This window comes from Guyparkeria sp. TX1, from assembly GCF_046523965.1.
Lineage (GTDB): Bacteria > Pseudomonadota > Gammaproteobacteria > Halothiobacillales > Halothiobacillaceae > Guyparkeria.
This window is the reverse complement of the sequence record NZ_CP144142.1, coordinates 58,660-79,259: the sequence shown is the minus strand read 5'-3', so window position 1 is coordinate 79,259 and position 20,600 is coordinate 58,660. Positions and strand designations below refer to the sequence as shown.

Sequence of the window (20,600 nt, the reverse complement as noted above, 5' to 3'; positions counted from 1 at the left end):
CGGAGAAGCACTTGATGTCATCTGTTCCTGCCGATCTGTCCACCTCGTTGTCGCATCGCTGGCGCTGGTGGCCGGGAATTCTGCTGTCGCTGCTGTTGATGGCCGCCGGCCCGGCACTCGCTCAGCAGGCGGGCGGCCAGGGTGAGTCGGCGGCGCAGTCGGCCGACGCCGAGGCAGGTTCGCAAGCCGGTGGTGAGGGCCGCTATGCGGGTCTGGTCGAATTGCTCAAGGACCCGGCCAAGCGCGACGAGCTGATCGCGGAGCTGGAGCGGCTGTCTTCCGGTGAGGGAGAGTCCTCGAGCGACTCGTCCGAGCAGGCCACCGATGCCTCGGGGGCCACCGACGGCATCGCCTCGGGTCTCGTGGACGTGGTCTCGGGGACCGTGGCCGACATGGCTGGTTCGGTCTCGCGCCTGGCGAAGGGCGGACTGGACGTGGACTGGGTGTCGGTCGGGCAGATCGCCTGGCGGACGGTCGCGGTGCTTGCTATCGCCTACCTGGTGCTGGCAATAGGCCGGCAGCTGCTCGGCGGTATCTGGCGACGTCTGGATGCCTATGCGCAGTCGGCGAGTACGCGCCATCGGCTCCTTCGCACCGGGGTGGCGGTGCTCGCCAGCCTCGCGCTGGGGTTTGTGTTTCTGGCGGTGGCCTACGTGGCGGCACAGGCGAGCGTCTGGTGGCTGGCCGATGGTGATGAAACCACCGGTAGCGTGCTCGGTCTGGCGTTGCAGGCCTTTATCGTGGTCGAGGTCGCCCGATTGCTGGTGAGCACGGCATTCGCACCGGCGTCACCCGGGCTGCGCTTGTTCCGGCTGTCGAAGGACGATTCGCGATTCTGGTCCGGCTGGCTTTCGCGTGTGGTCTGGTTTACCGGCTACGCCGGAATCATGCTGGTGCCGGCCATTGAGCTGGCCGATCGAGATGATCTGGCCAACGCCGTCGGCTGGGGCGTGGCACTGGTGGCACTGGCCTATACCTGGAGCCGGCTGTGGAAGGCGCGGGGCATGGTGCGCGGCGCGTTGGTCGCGCGAGGTGAGCGCAGTCGCCAGCCGGTCGCCTCCTGGGCCTTCCATCTGCTGGGTGCCAGCTGGCACTGGCTGGCCATGATTTACGCGACCGGCGTGTTCGTCGTGGCCATCACCCGGCCGGGCGAGGCCTTGCCGTTCGTCGTCCTGGCGACTTTCAATACCGTCATTATCGTCGGCGCGGCCATCTTCGTCGCCGCGATGCTGACCCAGTGGATCGGGCGTGGCGTGCCGGTGCCCGAGGGGCTGCTCCTGCGCATGCCTACCCTGCAGTTGCGGTTGAATACCTACGTGCCGCTGATCCTGCGGATCGTGCGCATCGTCATTGGGGTCGTTGCGGTGTTCGGTGTGCTGTCGGTTTGGCACCTGGTCGACATGTTTGCCTGGCTTGCCAGTGACAACGGGCGGTGGTTGCTTGCCGCGGTGATCGACATCACGATCGTGCTGATCATCGCCTTGCTGGTCTGGCTGGTCGCCACCGGCCTGATCGAGGCGAAGCTCAACAGCGACGTGGGCATGCCCTCGGCGCGGCTGCAGACGCTCCTGTCCCTGTTTCGCAACGCCATCGCGATCGCCCTGGTCACCATCACCGCGATGATCATCCTCTCGGAGCTGGGCGTGAATATCGGGCCGCTGCTCGCCGGTGCCGGCGTGCTGGGTCTGGCGATCGGTTTCGGTGCTCAGAAGATGGTTCAGGACGTCATCACCGGTGTGTTCATCCAGATCGAGAACGCCATCAACACCGGCGACGTGATCACGGTGGCCGGCGTGACTGGCACCGCGGAGCGATTGTCCATCCGGTCGGTCTCGATTCGCGACCTGTCGGGCACCGTGCACGTCATCCCGTTCTCGTCGGTGGATATCGTCTCGAACTACATGCGCGAGTATGCCTACCACAAGGGCGAATACGGCATCGCCTACCGCGAGAACATCGACGATGCGATTGCCCAGCTCAAGGCGGCGTTCGACGAGCTGGCGGCCGATCCGGACTTCAAGGCCCATATCCTCGAGCCGATCGAGATTCCGGGCGTGGTCGCGCTGGCCGATAGTTCGGTCAATATCCGCACGATGATCAAGACCACGCCGGGGGACCAGTGGTCCGTCGGTCGGGCGTACAACCGCCTGGTGAAGATGTACTTCGACAAGGCGGGCATCGAGATCCCGTTCCCGCATACCACGCTGTTCTTCGGGGTGGACAAGGACGGCACGGCCCCGCCGGCCAACGTGCACCTGCTGAAGGACGACTCGGTGGAAGAGGAGTACGAGACGGAATCCGACCAACGCTCACGTCGTGGTCAGAAGCCCGATGGGCCGGGTGGCAAGGTGCCCGACAGCGACGACGTCGACCTGCCCGAAGACTGATCCGGCCCATCGGTGGCCATCGGTTGCGGGCATGAAAAAGCCCCGACGTGGTTGCCACGTCGGGGCTTTGTCTTTGATCGTCCGCGAAGAAAGGGAAGTCAATCCTCGAGCGCGGCGGTGACGGAGAATGCACCGCGGATGTCGCCTTCCTCGAACCCGGTTGCCTGGTCATCGGGATAGAGGCGATCGATCTCGGCCTTGAGCTTCGGGTCGACATCCTGGCCGTGGCAGGTCAGGCAGACGCCCTCGGTGGCAATCGCCTTCATGAAGCGCAGTTGCTTCTCCCCGTCGACTTCCTTGACCTCGTGCCAGGCGATTTCATCGACCGGGGCGCCAGCAGCCTTGCGTGCCTCGAAGTCTTCGAGAACGACGCGCTCCCAGTCGGTGGGCTCGGTCGCGCGCGGCTTGAGGCTGGTGCGGCGCAGGGTGTAGCCGCTTTCCGCGCTCATGTCGGCGGTGATTTCCGGGGCGCGCTCGTTGCATACCTGGACCGCAGCCATCGGGCCGCCTTCCTTCATGGCCGCCTGCAGCTCACCCTTGAGGGTCTTGCCGAAGGCCTGCATGGTCGCCTTGTAGTCCTGCAGCTGTGCCTGGACGGCCTCGTCGGTCGAGGCGTCGGCGTGGGCCGGCATGGCCACGACGCCCAGCACGGTGGCGACGAGCAGTGAAGGGAAGATGCGTCTTTCGTTCGTCATGGACGTCTCCTTGTGTCGGCTCAAGAATAAGTATTGGCAATTGGGGTAATCATCTAGCTTATAGTGAAATTCGGGGGACGGTGCAAGACCGAGCGCTACGCGGGACGAAAAACGCCGGCCTCCTGGGGAAGGGCCGGCGTTTTTAAGGCAAGTGCGCTGGTGCGGGTCAGAACGGGTTGTAGGACCTGTCCTGCGTGAACTGCATGTAACCCACGCCGGCACCCAGCCGCAGACCGACACCGACGCGAATCGGTGCGACCACGATCGATTGGCTGCGCAGGTACTGCATGCCCGCGCCCCCGACGACGAATGCCGAGCCATTGACGCCCGCAAATCGCTGGAAGATCAAATCCGGGCTGGGCAGGTTGTAGACCAGCATGAACACTCGGCCGGCATCACCGCCGAAGTCCCAGCCAACCGATGGCCCTTGCCAGAAGACGGTCTGTTTCTCGCCGGCCTTGGCCATGAATTCGCCCATCCCGTAGCGCAGGCCCACGATGAACGCACCGCCGCCTTCCTCACCCTTGATGATGGCGTTGGGGCGACCGTAATCCGCGAAGGCGCGGTCGATCATGCGGGCGATCCCTTCAGCCGATCCGCCCAGGAAGTCCACCGCTTGCTGGGTCGTCTCGTACTTGTCGTAGCTCTCGTTCTGGTCGCTCGACTGGCTGCTTTCGCCCGCGCTGTTGTTGCCGTTCTGGGTCGCCGGCGCGCTCGCGCAGCCGCCCAGAAGCAGGGCCACGGCTAGCGCCGCGATCAGGCTCGCCATACGTGAGCTCATTGCCGACGGGGAGAGACGTGGGAAGTTGAGGAGAGTGCCTTGCATGTTTCGAAAAATCCCTTGTTCAGAGTGAAACGGCATGTCGAAAGGTTCCTTCAAACAGACCGGCGCAAGCCGCAAAAGTTGCGCCCAGACGGGGCAGGCGGGTTGGGCGGCCCCGGTTGACAACCCGCTGTTTTGTCGCAAGCATACGCGCTTTGCCGCGGGATAGCCCGACGGTGCCGCCTTTTCAACGGGATGACCGAATGAGTATCAAGTCCGATCGCTGGATCCGCCGAATGGCCGAGGAGCACGGCATGATCGAGCCGTTCGAGCCGGGACAGGTTCGCAGCAGCCGGGACAGCGAGGGCAACGAAGTGCCCATGGTGTCCTACGGCACCTCGAGCTACGGCTATGACGTGCGTTGTTCGACCCATTTCAAGGTGTTCACCAACATCAACACCACGATCGTCGACCCGAAGGCCTTCGACGAGCGCAGCTTCGTCGACGTGCACTCCGACGTCTGCATCATCCCGCCAAACTCCTTTGCCCTGGCGCACACGGTCGAGTATTTCCGCATCCCGCGCAACGTGCTGACCATCTGCTTGGGCAAGTCGACCTACGCCCGTTGCGGCATTATCGTCAACGTCACCCCGCTCGAGCCCGAGTGGGAGGGCCATGTGACGCTGGAGTTCTCCAACACCACGCCCATCCCGGCGAAGATCTATGCCAACGAGGGCGTGGCGCAGATGCTGTTCCTGGAATCCGATGAGGTCTGCGAGACTTCCTACAAGGACCGGGGTGGCAAGTACCAGGGCCAGCGCGGCGTCACCCTGCCGACGGCCTGATCGCCTCGAACGCCAGGCTTTTGCGCCCCCGGTACGATGCCGGGGGCGTTTTTCGTTCTATTCCGCCGTTTCCTCGACGACGTTGAGCGCCAGCAACTGCCAGCCGCGTGCCTCGGCCTCGCGGCGCAGTACCGGGTCCGGGTCGACCGCCACCGGGTGGTCGACCTGCTCGAGCAGCGGGAGGTCGTTGCGCGAATCGGAGTAGAACCAGGTCTCCTCCGGGCGCACCTGTTGGGTCTCCAGCCATTCCTCCAACGCCAGGATCTTGCCGTGCTGGAAGGTCGGCGTGCCGGTGTAGCGGCCCGTGTAGCGGCCATTGCGGCGTTCCGGCTCGGTGGCCAGCAGGTGCGGGATTTCCAGCACTTCGGCGATCGGACCGGTGACGAAGGCGTTCGTTGCGGTGATCAGCATCAGGGTGTGCCCGCGGCGCCGGTGGGATTCGACCAGCTCGCGGGCGGCCGGGGTGATCAGCGGCCGGATGTCCCTCTCGATGAACTCGGCCCGCCAGGCCTCCAGATCCTCGGCCGGGTGCTCGGCCAGGGGGGCGAGTGCGAAGCGCAGGTAGGCATCGATGTCGAGCGTGCCCTGCTGGTAGTGGCGCAGGAACTCGTCGTTGTGCCGGGCGTAATCGTCGGCGTCGACAATGCCGTGTTCGGTCATGAAGGCGCCCCAGGCGTGATCGGAGTCACCGGCGAGCAAGGTGTTGTCGAGGTCGAAGATGGCGAGTTTCACGAAAGGCCTCCTGGCGGCAGGACGCGCTGCGCCTGCCGTCATGGTCGCGTTGGATCCCGGCGGGTTCCGGGTCGACGGGCGCGCATGATACCCCAACATGACCGGATCGTGGCCCGGGGATATATGTGCCTGACTTGGCGAGTCGTTTGCCGGGTGAGGTGACCCGCCGGAACGGGCGTTGCGGCTTTTCCCGATCCGCCGGAATGCCGCTTGTCGAGCGGCAATCAGCCTGACGTCAAACCGCCGCATCGAAGGTTGAGGAGGCCGCAAATCGAGGAGGGGCGGGGCTTGCAGCCGAGGTTCGCCGACCGGCTGACGGCGTCGGTTTATCGCCCCGGGGTTTTGTGAAAGAATCAATGCCACTTGGGTGATCACCAACGGCCTGTTGTCGACACGGTGATTTACCCCTGCGGGGCGCGACGTCCCGCCATTCCAGGCGACTGACTTTTGCAAGAGTGGAATCGTGATTGACCGTAGCGGCTTTCGACCCAATGTCGGCATCATCGTGTGCAACCAGCGAGGCGAGGTCTTCTGGGGCAAACGGGTCGGCCATCGTTCCTGGCAGTTTCCCCAGGGCGGCATCAATGTCGAGGAGCGGCCCCTGGAGGCCATGTACCGTGAGCTCCACGAGGAGGTCGGGCTGTTGCCTGAGCATGTCTCGGTCATGGCCTGGACCCGTGGTTGGTTGCGCTACCGGCTGCCGCGCAACATGGTGCGTCGTCACGTCCACCCCGTCTGTATCGGTCAGAAGCAGAAGTGGTTTCTCCTGCGCCTGCGCACGGACGAGAGCGCCTTCGACCTCAACGCCACCCACAAGCCGGAATTCGACGGCTGGGAATGGCGCCCGTTCTGGTCGATCCTGCCCGAAGTGATCTACTTCAAGCGCACCGTCTATTTCCAGGCGCTGCACCAGCTCGCGCCCTTCATCCAGGGCGTGCCCGCCGAATGCCCGGACGACTGCCTGCCCGAGCAACTCGAGCGCCGCGGCGGTGGACCGGACTCATCGGCCGATCTGGCCACGGCGGGGAATCGCGATGCTCGATGAACTGCGCCAGATCGTTACCGAGGTTTCCAAGTCCGCCGATCTGCGGGCCGCGCTCGACCTGATCGCCCGGCGGGTACAGTCGGCGCTCGACGTCTCGGTCTGCTCGGTCTACGTGCTGGGTGGCGACGAGGCCGAGGCCGTCGAGCCCAGCCTCGTGTTGCAGGCCACCGAGGGGTTGAACAAGTCGATGGTGGGGCAGGTCTCGCTCGCCCTCGACGAGGGCCTGGTCGGCCTGGTCGCGCGCCGGGCCGAGGTGATCAACCTCGAGGATGCCTCGCTCCATCCGGCCTTCAAGTTCGTCACCGATATCGGCGAGGAGCCCTATCACGGGTTCTTGGGGGTGCCGATCATCCATCGCGGCGATGTGCTGGGCGTGCTGGTCGTCCAGGCCCGCGAGCGGCGCCGGTTTTCCGACGACCAGGAATCCTTCGTCGTCACCCTGGCCACCCAGCTGGCCTCGGCCATTCGCCACGCCCGGGCCAGCGGTGAGCTGATGCGCACCGGCAACGAGCCGGGCGGCTTTGATTCGGCCTTCTCGGCGCGCGGGCTGCCGGGATCGCCGGGCGTGGTGTTTGGCACTGCGGTGGTAGTGGCCGATGGGCAGTCGCTGGAGATGGTCGAGGATCGCGATGTCGAGGACATCGACCACGAGCTGGGCGTGCTCGACAGCGCGATCGAGGCCGTCCGCCAGGAATTCGAGCAGCTCAAGATCGACTTTGCGCGGGCGTCGGGCAGCGAGGAGGAGAACCTGCTGTTCGATGCCTACATCCGCATGCTGTCGGGTGGTTCGCTGGTCGAGGCGATCGAGCAACATATCCGCGCCGGGCAGTGGGCCGGCGCCGCGTTGCGCGATGCGATCGCCGAGCACGCCGCGGTGTTCGAGCAGATGAGCGATGCCTACCTGCGCGAGCGTGCCCAGGACATCCGCGATCTGGGCAACCGGGTGCTGCAGAAGCTGCATGCCGAGAGTGCCGGTCCGACCGACTGGCCCGACCAGATCGTGCTGGTCGGCAACGACCTGTCCGCCTCGCATCTGGCCGAGGTGCCCACCGAACGCCTGGTGGGCATCGTCTCGTCGACCGGCTCGGGCTCATCGCACCTCGCGATTCTCGCGCGTGCGCTGGGCGTACCCGCGGCGATGGGCGTCTCCGACCTGCCGATCTCGCGTCTGCGCAACAAGGAAGTGGTGGTCGATGGTTACCGCGGCCTGGTTGTCGTGCGCCCACGTGGCTCGCTGCGCGAGGAAATGCGACGGCTGGCCCGCGAGGAGGCCGAGCTGACCGAAGAGCTCGCCGCCCTGCGCGACGAGCCGGCGCTGACCAGTGATGGCGTGCGCGTGGCCATGCACGTCAATATCGGCCTGCTCTCGGACATGGCGCCCTCGCTGACCGTCGGCGCCGAGGGCATCGGCCTGTACCGCACCGAGGTGCCGTTCCAGATCCGCAAGCAGTTCCCCGGCGAGGAAGAGCAGGCGCATATCTATCGCGAGGCGCTCGAGACGTTTGCCGGCAAGCCGGTGGTGTTGCGTACGCTCGACGTGGGTGGCGACAAGCCGCTGTCGTATTTCCCCATCCGCGAGGACAACCCCTTTCTCGGCTGGCGGGGCATCCGGCTGGTGCTGGACCACCCGGAGATCTTCCTCACCCAGATCCGGGCGATGCTCAAGGCCTCGGCGGGGCTCAATAACCTGCATATCCTCCTGCCGATGATCTCGGCGGTCGAGGAGCTCGACCAGTCGCTGGCCTATATCGCGCAGGCATACGATGAGGTATCCGAGGAGATCGGCGAGATCCAGCGGCCCAAGATCGGCGTGATGATCGAGGTGCCTTCGGCGGTCTACCAGGCCGATGCGCTGGCCAGTCGCTGCGACTTTCTCTCCATCGGCACCAACGATCTCACCCAGTACCTGCTGGCGATCGACCGCAACAACGAGCGCGTCGCCTCACGTTACGACGCCCTGCACCCGGCGGTGCTCGCCGCGATTCGCGATGTCTGTGCCGCGGGTGCGCGACAGAAGTGCGAGGTCGCCGTCTGCGGCGAGCTATCCGGTGATCCGCTCGGTGCCGTGCTGCTGTTGGGGTTGGGGATTCACTCGCTGTCGATGAGTGCCGGCTCGCTGCCGCGCATCAAGTGGGTAATCCGAAGCTTCTCGCACGCCGACGCCCAGGCGCTGCTCGAGCAGGCCATGCGTTGCGAACGCCCGGCCGAGATCCGTACCCTGCTCAACCAGGCGCTGGACGATCGTGGGCTGGGCGGCTTGATTCGCGCGGGTCGCTATTGACCGTCGACCGAGGCTGCCCGGGGCGATTGACTTGGCCCCGGTCGATGCCTATCATGGCGCACCTTCGTCACCGGCACGGGTCGAACCGCTCCGGCGGACGAGGCGCGTTTGCGCGATGACGGCGAACGGAGTGTAGCGCAGTCTGGTAGCGCACCTGGTTTGGGACCAGGTGGTCGGGGGTTCGAATCCCTCCACTCCGACCAGTGAATTAGCCGAAACTTGCGCCTGTAGCTCAACCGGATAGAGCATCGGCCTTCTAAGCCGAGGGTTGCGGGTTCGAGTCCTGCCGGGCGCGCCATAAGCGCACCTGCACGAACGGCAACTGCCTTTCGATGGTGACTGTAGCTCAGTTGGTAGAGCCCCGGATTGTGATTCCGGTGGTCGTGGGTTCGAATCCCATCAGTCACCCCACCATAGCCTTGAAAAAGCCCGCCTCGCATGGCGGGCTTTTTCGTGCGTAACCGATTTTCAACGCCGGTGGTGACGCCCCTTGATCCCGGCGATCCGGATCAGGATCGACCGTCGTTCTCCTCGCCCCGTTCGCGGGCCCGTCGCAGCACTTCCTCGTGGCGGTCGTTGACGTAGAGCGCATAGCTCAGCACCTCGGCCACGGCGCGGAACAGTGCCTCGGGGATGTGCTCGCCCAGATCGATCTCGGCCAGCGCACGGGCGAGCATCGGGTCTTCGACGGCCGGCACGCCGGACTCCCGGGCCACCTCGATGATGCGTCGGGCCAGCTCGTCCTGCCCGGTCGCCACCACCTGCGGCACGTCGGTGCCGTCGTAGGACAGCGCAATCGCCCGCCGCGGGCCGGATGACGGGCGATTGTGCTTGTCTGCGTTGCCCTGGTCCGGGTCGTTCATGCCTGCTCGCTCAGAAAGCCCCGTGGGGCGGAATCACCGGCGGCCGTCGCCGTGTCGGGCTCCAGTCGGGCCTGCGCGCTGGACGGTGGCGGGCCGGGGTATGCGCCCAGGCGTCCGGGCGTGAAGCCGGCGTCGGCCAGCGCGCGGGCCAGTGTCGGGCGCGTGGTTTCCAGCACGGGTACCGTCTCCGGTTGGTCGGCAAACAGGTCGACATCGATCTGCTCGCCCTGCATGACCAGCGCGGCATGCAGGGGGCCGAGTTGCGGCCACTCCATCGCCAGGTCGATGCGCCAGCGTCCCCCGCCCATGTGCGCCTCGCCCGAGTGATCTTCTTCCCGAATCGACAACCGCAGCGTGTGTGCCTCGTTGGCGAGTTGCAGCGGGATCTCCAGCAACCAGGTGGGCTGGTTGGGGCCGGTCTGGGTGCCGGCCGCCGCGCCGGCCGCGCCTTGGGAGAGGGCGGTGGCCAACTGGCTGCGCTCGACCTGCTCGCCGAGTCGTTGCATGAATTCGAGAGTGGCCTGTCGGGCGGCGGGGTCACGCGGTGCCAGATCCGGTTGGCTGCGCAGGCTGCGGGCAGCTTGCTGGAGCAGGGTGCCCAGCGGGGTTTCCACGAATCCCTGACCCGCGGGTGTCGGCATCGGCCCGCCTACCCCGGCCAGCGGGTTGGGTTGTTTGGCGGGATTGGTGGGCGTGGCCAGCCAGCCGGCGACCAGCCCCTGGATGAGCCGCGGTTCGCGCAGCGCCGAGAGCAGTGGCAGCAGCCCATTAAGCCCCGGCGGGATGGTCTGCGCTGGTGCCGTTGTCGTGGCTTGCCCCGGGGGCGGGGCGTTCGCCGCTGTGGTCGGCTGGCTCCCGGTCGTGCTCGTCTGAGAGAGTGCGGCGCGCATCAGCGATTCGGTGGGCCCGGCCGCGCCGCTCGATCGAGTTGCCTGAAAGACCGACGCCGGGATCGACGCGGCGGTGGGCCCGCTGGCGCCGCTGGCCTGCCGGGGCATTGCCTGATTCGGCGGGGTGCCTGGTCGCAGTGTGTTCGGTGCATTCCCCGTTGACGAGCCGCTCGGCGCTTGGGTCGGGCTGCCGGGAGGGGTGGCTGGTGCGGTGCCTGTGCCGGGAGTGGTCGGTGACATCCCCAAGTTCGGGCCGACGTTTGGGGTGGTTGCGATGCTCGCGCCGCTGGTTGGCAGGCGGGCGAGCGCCTGCAGCAGATTGCGGGTCAGCTGCGCCTGATCGAGCTGGCGCGGGTCAGGGGGAGGTCCGAGCGGCCGCAGGTGAACCTGTTCGCCGAGTCGAGTGACCACCAGGTCGATCGCCTGACCGGCCTTCAACGGGTGTTGCGTGGTGACCTGCAGCTGCCCGCCGGCCACGGACAGCATGGCGCGCTCTCCGGGGCGGGCATCCGACAGCGAAATGGCCGCCAGGCGTTGCCCCGTCTCCAGGCGGAGGACCGGCCCCGCGGTGGTCGTCTGACCGGGCTGTTCGACCTTGAGAATCTTCATGCAGGCTCCGGTCGGGGGCGGTTGCCGGCTGGGTGCGCCGAGGCTCCTGTCGATGGTAGGACGAGCCGGTGTCGCTCACAAGCTACAGGGGGAGCTCACGGAATTTCTTTGAGAGTGACAATGTTTTGACATGCCACTGGGGGCAAGATAATTTTTTCGGGAACTTTCTCGCTCGCCGATTGTCATGGCCGCTCCGCTAGGGGGGGGCATGCATGGGACGAGCGCGACAGTTTGCTCGGAAAAACAAACAAAAAACAACAAGAATCGGCGGCGATTGACCGCCGAGCACCCAGGAGAAGAGCATGCCGCGGCCGCAACCCCTTTGCTGGATTGACAGCAAGGCGCCCGAGGCGTCGTTGCTGAACGAGCAATTGACGCTGCTCGGTTTCGACACCCACTTCGGCCCCAAGCCGTCCGGGCCCGATGAGCCGATGTGCCGAGTAACGTTCGCCGCCGATGGTGCGGTGGAGGCGACCGATTCAACCACCCAGCCCCCGTGGGTGGTGATGGGTGAGCTTGGCGGCGTCCCGCCGGTGCCGCCGGCGGCCCAACTGCCTTGGCCGGTGTCGCTGGACACGTTGCAGGCGGTACTCGCACCGATGAAAAGCCGCTGGCACGGCGAGCGACTGCGTCATGAAAAGCGTGGCCTGATCGGCAGCAGCCCGGCACTCGAGGCCGTCCGCCGCGAGGTGGCCCAGGTGGCGCCGACGGATGCCACCGTGCTGACCCTGGGCGAGACCGGCACGGGCAAGGAAGTGGTCGCCCGGATGATCCACATGCTCTCCGAGCGCGCCGACAAGCCCTTCGTGCCGGTCAACTGCGGGGCCATCCCCGGTGACTTGCTCGAATCGGAGCTGTTCGGTCACGAAAAGGGGGCCTTCACCGGCGCGATCAGCCAGCGCAAGGGGCGTTTCGAACTGGCCCAGGGCGGCACCATCTTTCTCGACGAGATCGGCGACATGCCGTTCTCCATGCAGGTCAAGATCCTGCGTGTGCTCCAGGAGCGAAAGTTCGAGCGCGTCGGGGGCAGCACCTCGTTCGATGCCGACGTACGTATCGTCGCCGCGACGCACCGCGATCTGCTCTCGATGGTCGACGAGGGCAAGTTCCGCCAGGATCTCTATTACCGCCTCAATGTCTTCCCCATTCAGACGCAGCCGTTGCGCGCACTGCGCGACGACCTGCCGGAGATCGCCGCGGCACTGGTCGAGCGGCTGCACCGCGATGGCCGTCCGGCCCCCACGCTGACCGACGCCGTGATCTCCGTGCTCAAAGGGCACGACTGGCCCGGCAATGTGCGCGAGCTGGCCAACGTGCTCGAACGGATCGGCATCGTCGCGGGCGACCGCCCGGCACGGGTCGCCGATCTCCCCCCGCACCTGCAGCACCTTGCTCCGTCGGAGCCCGTGCCCGACGCCCCCTCGGGCGAACCGACCGCCGCTCGCGTGGCTGCGCCAGCCGAACGACTTGACCCGGACCCGCGCAGCATCTGGTCGCTGACCGAGAACATCGGTCCGCGGCTGCCGTTGACTCAGGAGGAGGTCGAAGACTGTGACCTGACGCTGCCGAACGACGGCATCTCCCTGAAGGGCCAACTCGAAGCCATCGAGCGGGCCTGGATTGGAGCGGCGCTCGCTCAGGCCGACGCGGTGGTTGCCCGTGCCGCCCGGCTGCTGGGGATCCGTCGCACCACGCTCGTCGAGAAGATGCGCAAGTACCAGCTCGGCTGAGCCGCGACCGGTCGATTCCTTCGCCCTTTTGGCACACCTCGTGCAAGTGACTGCGCAAGTCAATCCGCGACAGTCAACGAGGTGGGTCCATGAGCGGCAACGACATGTCAGTCGATCAGATCCTTTCCCAGATGCAGCAGCTGCGTACCGCAGCCACCCAGCGCCCGGCAGGCCCGGAGGCGATCAATCCGGCCGCGCAGGGCGTCAACGAAGCCGAGCGCACCAACTTCGCCGATGCCCTGACCCAGGCGGTCGGGCAGGTCAACGAGGCACAACAGACCACCGGTGACCTCAAGAACCGCCTGCAGGCGGGTGACGATCAGGTGACGCTCACCGAGGTCATGCTCGCCTCGCAACGATCTTCCGTGGCCTTCGAGGCGACTTTGCAGGTGCGCAATCGACTGGTTCAGGCCTACGAGAAGGTCATGAACATGCCGTTGTAATGCTTCGTTCTATCCCTTCACCCGTATTTTCCTGATTCGGACAAAACGTCATGGCCCAAGGTTCTGCTATCACCACCACCCCGACCGGCAGCGGCGAGAGCCCGCGCTGGATCCGGCAGATGGATGCGTTCACGCAGTCGTCAAGTTTCCGTCAGCTGTTGCTGCTGATCGCGCTGGCGGCGGTGATCTCGTTCATGGTCGGCTTCTTTCTCTGGGGCAGCGGCAAGTCGATGGTGCCGTTGTATCAGTCGCTGGATACCCAGTCTTCCGCCGAGGTGGTCGATGCACTCAAGGCCGCGGGCGAGCCCTACGAGTTGGCCAACGACGGCACGGTGATGGTGGGTGCCGACCGACTGCCCGAGATTCGCATGCTGATGGCGCAGCAGGGCCTGCCGGGTGGTGATGGTACTGGGCTGGAGATGCTCAACCAGGACCAGTCGCTGGGTACCAGCCAGTTCATCGAACAGGCGCGCTACCGGCGTGCAATCGAAACCGAACTGGCCCGGTCGATCCAGACGATCGGCGCCGTCCGTGCCGCCCGCGTGCATATCGCCCAGCCCGAGAAATCGGTGTTCGTGCGCGATCGCAAGACGCCGACCGCCTCGGTCGTGGTCGACATCAAGGGGGGCAGCAGCCTCGGTCGTGGTCAGGTCAACGGCATCGTCCACCTGGTTGCTTCCAGCATCAACGACCTGTCCCCCGACAACGTCAGCGTGGTCGACCAGGGGGGCAACCTGCTGACCAACCAAAGTGACGATGCCGCGGGCATGGGGCTGACCAGCCGCCAGTTCCAGTACCGTCAGAATCTTGAACAAGCCTACGCTCGGCGGATCGAGTCGCTGCTCGCGCCAATCGTCGGCTCGGATCGCGTTCGCGCCCAGGTATCGGCGGATATCGACTTTTCGCGCCGCGAGGGCACCAGCCAGACCTATGGGCCCGGCGAGGGCATCCTGCTGAGCGAGCAGGTCAACGAGACCATCCGTTCGCTGGGTGGAGGCGAGGGCGTCGTGGGGGTGCCTGGCGCGATTGCCAACCAACCGCCGGGCGGCGGCGAGGTCAACCCGGATGGCGGCGAGGGCGGCCTGGCTCCGCCGCAGGACCTGACGGTCGAGGAATTCCAGACGCTGGTGCAGACGCCGATCGACAGCGATCGCAACGAGACGCGCAACTACAACGTCGATCGCAATATCGAGCATACCCAATTCGCCAGTGGGCAGATCGAAAAGCTCAGCGTTGCCGTCTTGCTCGACGAGAACGCCACCGGCAGTGGTGCCCCGGCCGATGCCGAGGACGAGGCGGCCGCCGAAGCCGCCGCCCAGGCCCGAACCGAGCGCCTGGAACAGATGCGAGCGCTGGTGGCCCAGTCGGTGGGTATCGACGAGGCTCGTGGCGATCAAGTCACCCTGAGCACCTTCGCGTTCGTCGACCAGGACATCGAGCCGGTGACCACGCCGGTCTGGGAGCAGGGCTGGTTCTGGAGCACCCTGAAGAATGCCGGCATTGGCTTGGCAATGCTGCTGGTGTTCCTGCTGGTGGCCCGTCCGCTGCTGAAGATGCTCGCCGAGAGCCGTCGCGAGCGCGTCGTCACGTCGACCGAGCTCAGCGATCAGTCCGGACAGCAGGGCCCGCAGTACACTATGCCGACGCAATACCCGGACGAGCGCCGCGCGCGGGCCGAGGAAGAGGAATACGACGAGGATGACCTCTCCAACGTCCCCGAGTTGATCGGCAATGCCAGCTACACCGACAAGCTGCGCCAGCTGCGCAAGAGCGTCAACCACGATCCCAAGGCGGTCGCTGCGGTCATCAAGCAGTGGACCCACGAGGAGAACTAATTTCCCATGGCCCAGTCACCCGACACGAATTTCCCGCAGGAAAGCCCGCTCGTCGGCCTCAAGGGGCCGGAAAAGGCGGCCATTCTGATGATGGCGCTGGGTGAGGAGTCCGCGGCACACATCTTCGGTCAACTCGACCCGCGCGAGGTGCAGAAGATCGGCCAGGCCATGGCGGTCCTGAAGAACGTCACCCGCCCGCAGATCCAGGCGGCGCTCGACGAATTCTCCGACGACCTGGAAAACCAGACCGGCCTCGCCCTGGGCTCGAATGACTACATCCGCAATGTGCTCAACCGGGCGCTGGGCGAGGACAAGGCGGCGGGTCTGCTCGAGCGCATCTCGTCGCAGGGCAATCGCCGCAACCTCGAATTTCTCAAGTGGATGGACGCGCGTTCGATCGCCGAGATCATCCGCTACGAGCATCCGCAGATCATCGCGATCGTGCTTTCGCACCTGGAAAGCGACCAGGCCGCGGAGATCCTGCAGATGCTGCCGGAGAACACCCGCACCGACATCGTCCTGCGGATCGCCCACCTCGAGGGGGTATCCCCCCAGGCCCTCGAGGAGCTCGACGACATCATGGAGCGTCAGGCATCCGGCACCCAGGGTGGCAAGTCCTCCAAGGTCGGCGGCGTGAAGATCGCCGCCGGCATCATGAACTTCCTCGAATCCAACGTGGAAGAGGAGCTGATGGGACGCGTCAAGGAGACTGACGAGGAACTGGGTACCCAGATCGAGGACCTGATGTTCGTCTTCGCCAACCTTGTCGATGTCGAGGATCGCAGTCTGCAGGTGCTGCTGCGAGAGGTACCGGCCGACAAGCTGCTGCTGGCGATGAAGGGCGCGGATTCCGAGCTCAAGGAAAAGATCTTCGGCAACATGTCGCGTCGTGCCGCCGAGATGATGCGCGACGACCTCGAAACGCTCGGACCGACGCGCCTGGCCGACGTGGAGGCCGCGCAGAAGGAAATCCTGCAGGTTGCCCGTCAGTTGTCCGACGAAGGCAAGATCGCCCTGGGTGGCGGAGGTGGCGATGAGTTCATCTGACGACGCCCCGACCCTGACCCGCCCGCTCGAGGCCACCGACTGGCAGGAGCTGGTGGATGCCTGGGAGCTGCCGGATTTCAGCGCCGAGCCGGTCGAGGAGGCGGGCGACCAGGTCGATCCGGCCACCGCCGAGGAACTGGCCGAGGCGCGAGCCGAGGCGGAGAAACGCGGTTACGAGACGGGTCTGAAGAAGGGACGCGATGCCGGCTACCAGGAGGGCCTGGCCGCCGCGCGTGAAGAGATCCAGGCAATCGAGAACCGCCTGCGCGGCTGGCTCTCGCACCTGGAGCGGCCGCTGGCCTTGCTCGACGACGAGGTCACCGAACAGCTCACGGCCCTGGCGACCCAGATCGCCCGGGTGATGGTGGCCCGCGAGGTCCAGGCCGACAACAGTGGCCTGCCGTCGATCGCCCGCGAGGCCCTGGCGGCCCTGCCGGTATCGGTCCGTTCGGTGACCCTGCGCTGCGCACCGGCCGACGAGGCGGCCCTGCGCGAGCTGATCGACGATGCGCGTTTCGAGCGCCTCGATCTGCGCGCCGATGCCGCTGTCAGTGCCGGCGGGGTGATCGTCGAGTCGGGCGATGCCCGGGTGGATGCCAGCCTGGCCAATCGCTGGGCGGCCACGCTCGATCACCTGATCGGTCGGGTCTACCCCGGCCCGGACCAGCCCGTCCCGGAAACGGCCGCCACGCCATCGGGATCCGATCGGTCCGGCGAACCGGCCGAGGCCCCGGCACAACCCAACGAGACCTCGTCGGATCGGACGGATGGGTCGGATGCCGATCCGGGTACCGATCACGACTCGGCACCCGCGAGCGATGCCCCGCGATCGGAGGAGCGCGACGATGACTGATCCCGGACTGCGCGATCCCAGTGCCGATGTCTCGCTGAACTGGGCGCGGCGCCTGATGGGGACGACCGCGCGGGTGGATGCCCCGGCGGCGGCCTCCGAGGGGCGAATCGTGCGCGTGGTGGGCCTGGCGCTGGAGGCCCGCGGTCTCTCGGCACTGATCGGCGATCAATGCGAGGTGACCGACCCGCAGGGGCGGACCTTCGAGGCCGAGGTGGTCGGGTTTTCCGAGGAGGCAACGTATCTGATGCCACTGGAGACCACCCAGGGCGTCGGTCCGGGCTGCCGGGTCAAGAACCTCGGCGCGGCCAGCCGCGTGCCGATGGGCGAACAACTGCTCGGCCGGGTGCTCGACGCCCGTGGCCGGCCGATCGACGACGGCGAGCGGTTGACCGGGGATGCCTCGGTCAACCTGCATGGCCGGCCGATCAACCCCTTGAAGCGCCGCGAGATCACCGAGCCGCTGGACGTCGGCGTGCGAGCGATCAATGCCCTGATGACGGTCGGCCGCGGCCAGCGCATGGGTATCTTCGCGGGCTCCGGTGTGGGCAAGAGTGTGCTGCTCGGCATGATGACCCGCTACACCCGCGCGCAGATCATCGTGGTCGGGCTGGTCGGCGAACGGGGCCGCGAGGTAGCCGAATTCGTCAGCGAGATTCTGGATGACGAGGCGCGAGCGCGAGCCGTCGTGGTGGCCGCGCCCGCCGACAGCTCGGCCTTGATGCGTTTGCACGGCGCGAACCTGGCCAGCTCGATCGCCGAGCATTTCCGCGACCAGGGTTTCGACGTGTTGCTCTTGATGGATTCGCTGACCCGCTACGCGCAGGCCCAGCGGGAGATCGGTCTCGCGATCGGCGAGCCGCCGGCGACCAAGGGCTATCCGCCCTCGGTGTTCGCGCACCTGCCCAAGCTGGTCGAGCGTGCCGGCAACAGCGAGAACCGCCAGGGCAGTCTCACCGCCTTTTACACCGTGCTCGTCGAGGGTGACGACCTGAACGACCCGGTGGCCGATGCCGCGCGGGCGATCCTCGATGGGCACATCGTGCTCTCGCGCGAGATCGCCGAGCGCGGTCGATTCCCGGCGATCGACGTCGAGGCCTCGATCTCCCGGCTGATGCCCAAGCTGGTCGACCCGGATCATCTATCCTTGATGAGGCGATTCAAGGAGTTGGCAGCCACCTACCGCGAGAATCGCGACCTGATTGCCGTGGGCGCCTATCGCCGTGGGCAGGATGCGCGGCTGGACCGTGTGATCGACATCCAGCCCGACCTCGAGGCGTTCCTGTCGCAGCCCATGAACGAGCCGGCGGACATGGCTTCCAGCATCGATGCGCTGGTCGACCTGCTGCATTCCGATTGAGTGGGGTAGCCGAGCATGAGTGACGCACAACGACTCAAGTCCCTGGGCAACGCCGGCCGAGTGATGGGGCATCAGGCCGACCTGGCCAGCCGCCGCCGGCGCGAGGCGCAGCGTGAACTGGACGCGCAGCGCCAGCGTCTTGCCGACCTGGAAGGCTATTTCACCGAATACACCAACAATCTGGGATTCGCGGCCGAGGGCCGCAACCGGGCCTTTGCGCTGCAGAACTACCGCCAGTTCATGGCCCGGATCGAGGAGACCATCGAGCACCAGCGCAAGGTGGTCCGCGATCTCGAGGAACAATTGAGCAAGCGGGCAAACGACTCCCGTGAGGCGCATGCACGCAATGAATCGGTCGATCGTCTGAGTCAGCGCTACCGCGACTCGATCCGGCGGCGTGCCGATCGGGCCGAGCAACAGGTGATGGATCAGCACGGCGCGGCCAAGGCCGCGCGCGGGGGCGGAACAGGGGGAATGCAATGAGTCAGATCGGTGAAGGCAAGACGACGATCGAGTCGCTAGGTCGCCTGCTGGGCAGTGCCGACGGCAAGGCCGGGCGGATGGCCGCAGGCCTTGGCGGCGGTGGGCGCGAGGAGTTCGCGCGCCTGATGGCCTCCGCGCAGGGGCGTTTCAAGACAGACGGTGAGGGCGGTTTGTCGCGCGGCGCGGTTGCCTCGTCGGAGAGTCTGGCGATCGCCGGGCAAGGTGTCGGCGGGGATGGGGGCGACTTCGAGCAGGCGCTCGCGGGGTTGGCCGATCAACTGGCCGAGTTGCGCGAGGTTCTTGCCGGCCGGTCGCAGGGCGCGGCCCAGTCGGGTGAGAAGGCCACCACGGAGATCGGTCGCGAGGTTCAGTCGGCACTGGATGAACTGGCCGGGCTGCTTGACGGTCGTGGCGCCCGCCTGAACGGCGCGTCGGGAGATGGCGGTGCGCAGGGCCATTGGGATGACTCCGGCGATGGTCCGGGCAATGGTCTGGGCATGTCGCCGGGCGCCGATTGGCGTGGGGGTGGTGTAGCCGCCGGCTCGTCCGGCCCTGCCGGTGGGGTGCCGGATGACTTGATGGCCGGACTGGGCGACCAGGTGAAGGAGTTGGCCGATGCCCTTGCCCGCTTGCGTCAATCGATCGGTAATGCCGCGTCACCGTCGCCGGATGCATTGCAGGGTTTGACGGAGCGCCTGGCCGCACTGCGTGACGGTCTGGCCGATGCGCAGTCCGAGGGTGGTGCCATGGCGCCGGGTCTGCTCGGCCAGTTGCAGGCACTCGAGCAAGCCGTGCGCCGTGCGGAGTCGGCCGCTAGCGGAGAGGCACGAGTCGCCCAGGGTCTGGCGGCATCTCGTGGCGAGGGTCAGTCATCCTGGGATGGTTTCTGGCGCTTTGCCGAGAATGGCCGCCGGCCGAACGAGTCGGCCCGGTTGGTCGGTGGTGCTGGAAGTGAGGCGAAGCGAGACGCCGATTGGACCGGTGGGCCGGTGAGTGCCGCCCTGGGTCTGACCGGGCGCGAGCCATCCCAGGCTGAGCGTGAGCGGGTACCGTTGACCCATTGGTCGTCGCTGAATGGGTTGGAGGGGCGCCAGGCGCGTTCCGAGGCGGATCTCGCGTCCGGTGCCGTCCAGACCGCGTCGACGGGCCTGGGTACCAGCCAGGCGTCGATGTCGTCCGGCGGCAGCGCGGCGGGGGGCATATTCACGGGGCAGGCCGCAGCCGGTACGCCAAATCCGCAGATGCCCGCGCAACTGGGCCAGCAGATCCAGTGGATGGTCGGCAAGGGCGTATCCAAGGCCAGTATCGAGTTGCGCCCCGCGGACCTGGGGCCGCTGAAGATTGCCATCGAAACCCAGGGCGATGAAACTCGTATTGCCCTGACGGCAACCAATGCCACCGCCCAGGGCCTGCTCGAGCAACAGCTGCCGCGATTAAAGGAGTGGCTGCAGGAAGCGGGGCTCGCCAATAGCGAAGTCGAGGTCGGCCTCGGCCAGGAAAGCGATTTCGGTCAGCAACTGGCCGATGCCGACGATAATGGTCAGGGCGGCGCGGGTGGCGAATCCGGTGACGGCGCTCAGAGTGGCCAGACGGCCATGGCCAGCGCCGACGGCACGGATGACTGGGATGAGGAATCGATCCAGGGGCGCCTGGTCCTCGATCTCTTTGCCTGATCGTGCCGTCCTCAGAGCGGCTGGCGTCGGATGTGACGTTGCGCGCCGGCTGACACCGAGATAAGACAT

At 66.4% G+C, this 20,600-nt stretch carries 17 protein-coding genes and 3 tRNA genes; 15 read left to right on the top strand and 5 right to left on the bottom strand.

What is annotated here, in order from left to right:
* Positions 1 to 14 precede the first annotated feature (14 nt).
* Positions 15 to 2,387, top strand: coding sequence for a mechanosensitive ion channel domain-containing protein (locus VWP12_RS00365; RefSeq protein WP_410474150.1), 2,373 nt, complete (start codon positions 15 to 17; stop codon positions 2,385 to 2,387).
* 98 nt (positions 2,388 to 2,485) lie between these two features.
* On the opposite strand, the gene VWP12_RS00360 is transcribed toward VWP12_RS00365, so the two are convergent.
* Complete coding sequence (locus VWP12_RS00360; RefSeq protein WP_410474149.1) at positions 2,486 to 3,082, bottom strand: DUF3365 domain-containing protein; 597 nt, start codon at positions 3,080 to 3,082, stop codon at positions 2,486 to 2,488.
* A 166-nt stretch (positions 3,083 to 3,248) separates the two neighbouring features.
* Positions 3,249 to 3,908, bottom strand: a complete 660-nt coding sequence (locus VWP12_RS00355; RefSeq protein WP_410474148.1) for a DUF1134 domain-containing protein — start codon at positions 3,906 to 3,908, stop codon at positions 3,249 to 3,251.
* Positions 3,909 to 4,108: 200 nt separating this feature from the next.
* Here VWP12_RS00355 and dcd point away from each other — a divergent pair, with 200 nt between their 5' ends.
* Complete coding sequence (dcd, locus tag VWP12_RS00350; RefSeq protein WP_125197776.1) at positions 4,109 to 4,690, top strand: dCTP deaminase; 582 nt, start codon at positions 4,109 to 4,111, stop codon at positions 4,688 to 4,690.
* A gap of 57 nt (positions 4,691 to 4,747) precedes the next feature.
* Here dcd and VWP12_RS00345 read toward each other — a convergent pair whose 3' ends face one another.
* Positions 4,748 to 5,422, bottom strand: coding sequence for an HAD family hydrolase (locus VWP12_RS00345; protein WP_410474147.1), 675 nt, complete (start codon positions 5,420 to 5,422; stop codon positions 4,748 to 4,750).
* A gap of 463 nt (positions 5,423 to 5,885) precedes the next feature.
* On the opposite strand from VWP12_RS00345, the gene VWP12_RS00340 reads away from it, so the two are divergent.
* From VWP12_RS00340 to VWP12_RS00320, 5 genes are all read left to right on the top strand, one after another.
* Positions 5,886 to 6,467, top strand: a complete 582-nt coding sequence (locus VWP12_RS00340) for an RNA pyrophosphohydrolase (protein ID WP_410474146.1) — start codon at positions 5,886 to 5,888, stop codon at positions 6,465 to 6,467.
* Positions 6,457 to 8,748, top strand: coding sequence for a phosphoenolpyruvate--protein phosphotransferase (gene ptsP, locus VWP12_RS00335; RefSeq protein WP_125197779.1), 2,292 nt, complete (start codon positions 6,457 to 6,459; stop codon positions 8,746 to 8,748). The genes VWP12_RS00340 and ptsP overlap by 11 nt, the downstream gene beginning before the upstream one ends.
* 126 nt (positions 8,749 to 8,874) lie before the next feature.
* Positions 8,875 to 8,951, top strand: a tRNA-Pro gene (locus VWP12_RS00330).
* Between the two features lie 18 nt (positions 8,952 to 8,969).
* A tRNA-Arg gene (locus tag VWP12_RS00325) sits at positions 8,970 to 9,046 on the top strand.
* A 37-nt stretch (positions 9,047 to 9,083) separates the two neighbouring features.
* Positions 9,084 to 9,159 (top strand) — tRNA-His (locus VWP12_RS00320).
* A gap of 98 nt (positions 9,160 to 9,257) precedes the next feature.
* On the opposite strand, the gene VWP12_RS00315 is transcribed toward VWP12_RS00320, so the two are convergent.
* Positions 9,258 to 9,611, bottom strand: coding sequence for an EscU/YscU/HrcU family type III secretion system export apparatus switch protein (locus VWP12_RS00315; RefSeq protein ID WP_410474145.1), 354 nt, complete (start codon positions 9,609 to 9,611; stop codon positions 9,258 to 9,260).
* Positions 9,608 to 11,110, bottom strand: a complete 1,503-nt coding sequence (locus VWP12_RS00310) for a flagellar hook-length control protein FliK (RefSeq protein WP_410474144.1) — start codon at positions 11,108 to 11,110, stop codon at positions 9,608 to 9,610. Before VWP12_RS00310 ends, VWP12_RS00315 begins: the two co-directional genes overlap by 4 nt.
* Positions 11,111 to 11,412: 302 nt before the next feature.
* On the opposite strand from VWP12_RS00310, the gene VWP12_RS00305 reads away from it, so the two are divergent.
* The 8 genes from VWP12_RS00305 (at position 11,413) to VWP12_RS00270 (ending at position 20,531) form a co-directional block, all read left to right on the top strand.
* On the top strand, positions 11,413 to 12,840 hold the full coding sequence (locus VWP12_RS00305; protein WP_410474143.1) for a sigma-54 interaction domain-containing protein: 1,428 nt from the start codon (positions 11,413 to 11,415) through the stop codon (positions 12,838 to 12,840).
* 89 nt (positions 12,841 to 12,929) lie between these two features.
* Positions 12,930 to 13,283, top strand: a complete 354-nt coding sequence (fliE, locus tag VWP12_RS00300) for a flagellar hook-basal body complex protein FliE (RefSeq protein ID WP_410474142.1) — start codon at positions 12,930 to 12,932, stop codon at positions 13,281 to 13,283.
* A gap of 50 nt (positions 13,284 to 13,333) precedes the next feature.
* The gene (gene fliF / locus VWP12_RS00295; protein WP_410474141.1) at positions 13,334 to 15,118 is read left to right on the top strand and encodes a flagellar basal-body MS-ring/collar protein FliF; all 1,785 of its coding nucleotides are present in this window, start codon (positions 13,334 to 13,336) and stop codon (positions 15,116 to 15,118) included.
* 6 nt (positions 15,119 to 15,124) lie between these two features.
* The gene (fliG, locus tag VWP12_RS00290) at positions 15,125 to 16,165 is read left to right on the top strand and encodes a flagellar motor switch protein FliG (RefSeq protein ID WP_410474140.1); all 1,041 of its coding nucleotides are present in this window, start codon (positions 15,125 to 15,127) and stop codon (positions 16,163 to 16,165) included.
* Positions 16,152 to 17,018, top strand: coding sequence for a FliH/SctL family protein (locus tag VWP12_RS00285; protein WP_410474139.1), 867 nt, complete (start codon positions 16,152 to 16,154; stop codon positions 17,016 to 17,018). Before fliG ends, VWP12_RS00285 begins: the two co-directional genes overlap by 14 nt.
* On the top strand, positions 17,011 to 18,375 hold the full coding sequence (gene fliI / locus VWP12_RS00280) for a flagellar protein export ATPase FliI (RefSeq protein WP_410474138.1): 1,365 nt from the start codon (positions 17,011 to 17,013) through the stop codon (positions 18,373 to 18,375). Before VWP12_RS00285 ends, fliI begins: the two co-directional genes overlap by 8 nt.
* A gap of 15 nt (positions 18,376 to 18,390) precedes the next feature.
* Complete coding sequence (locus VWP12_RS00275) at positions 18,391 to 18,858, top strand: flagellar export protein FliJ (RefSeq protein WP_410474137.1); 468 nt, start codon at positions 18,391 to 18,393, stop codon at positions 18,856 to 18,858.
* Positions 18,855 to 20,531 (top strand): flagellar hook-length control protein FliK, encoded by a 1,677-nt coding sequence (locus tag VWP12_RS00270; RefSeq protein WP_410474136.1) that lies wholly within the window; start codon positions 18,855 to 18,857, stop codon positions 20,529 to 20,531. Before VWP12_RS00275 ends, VWP12_RS00270 begins: the two co-directional genes overlap by 4 nt.
* The last annotated feature ends 69 nt before the right edge of the window (positions 20,532 to 20,600 follow it).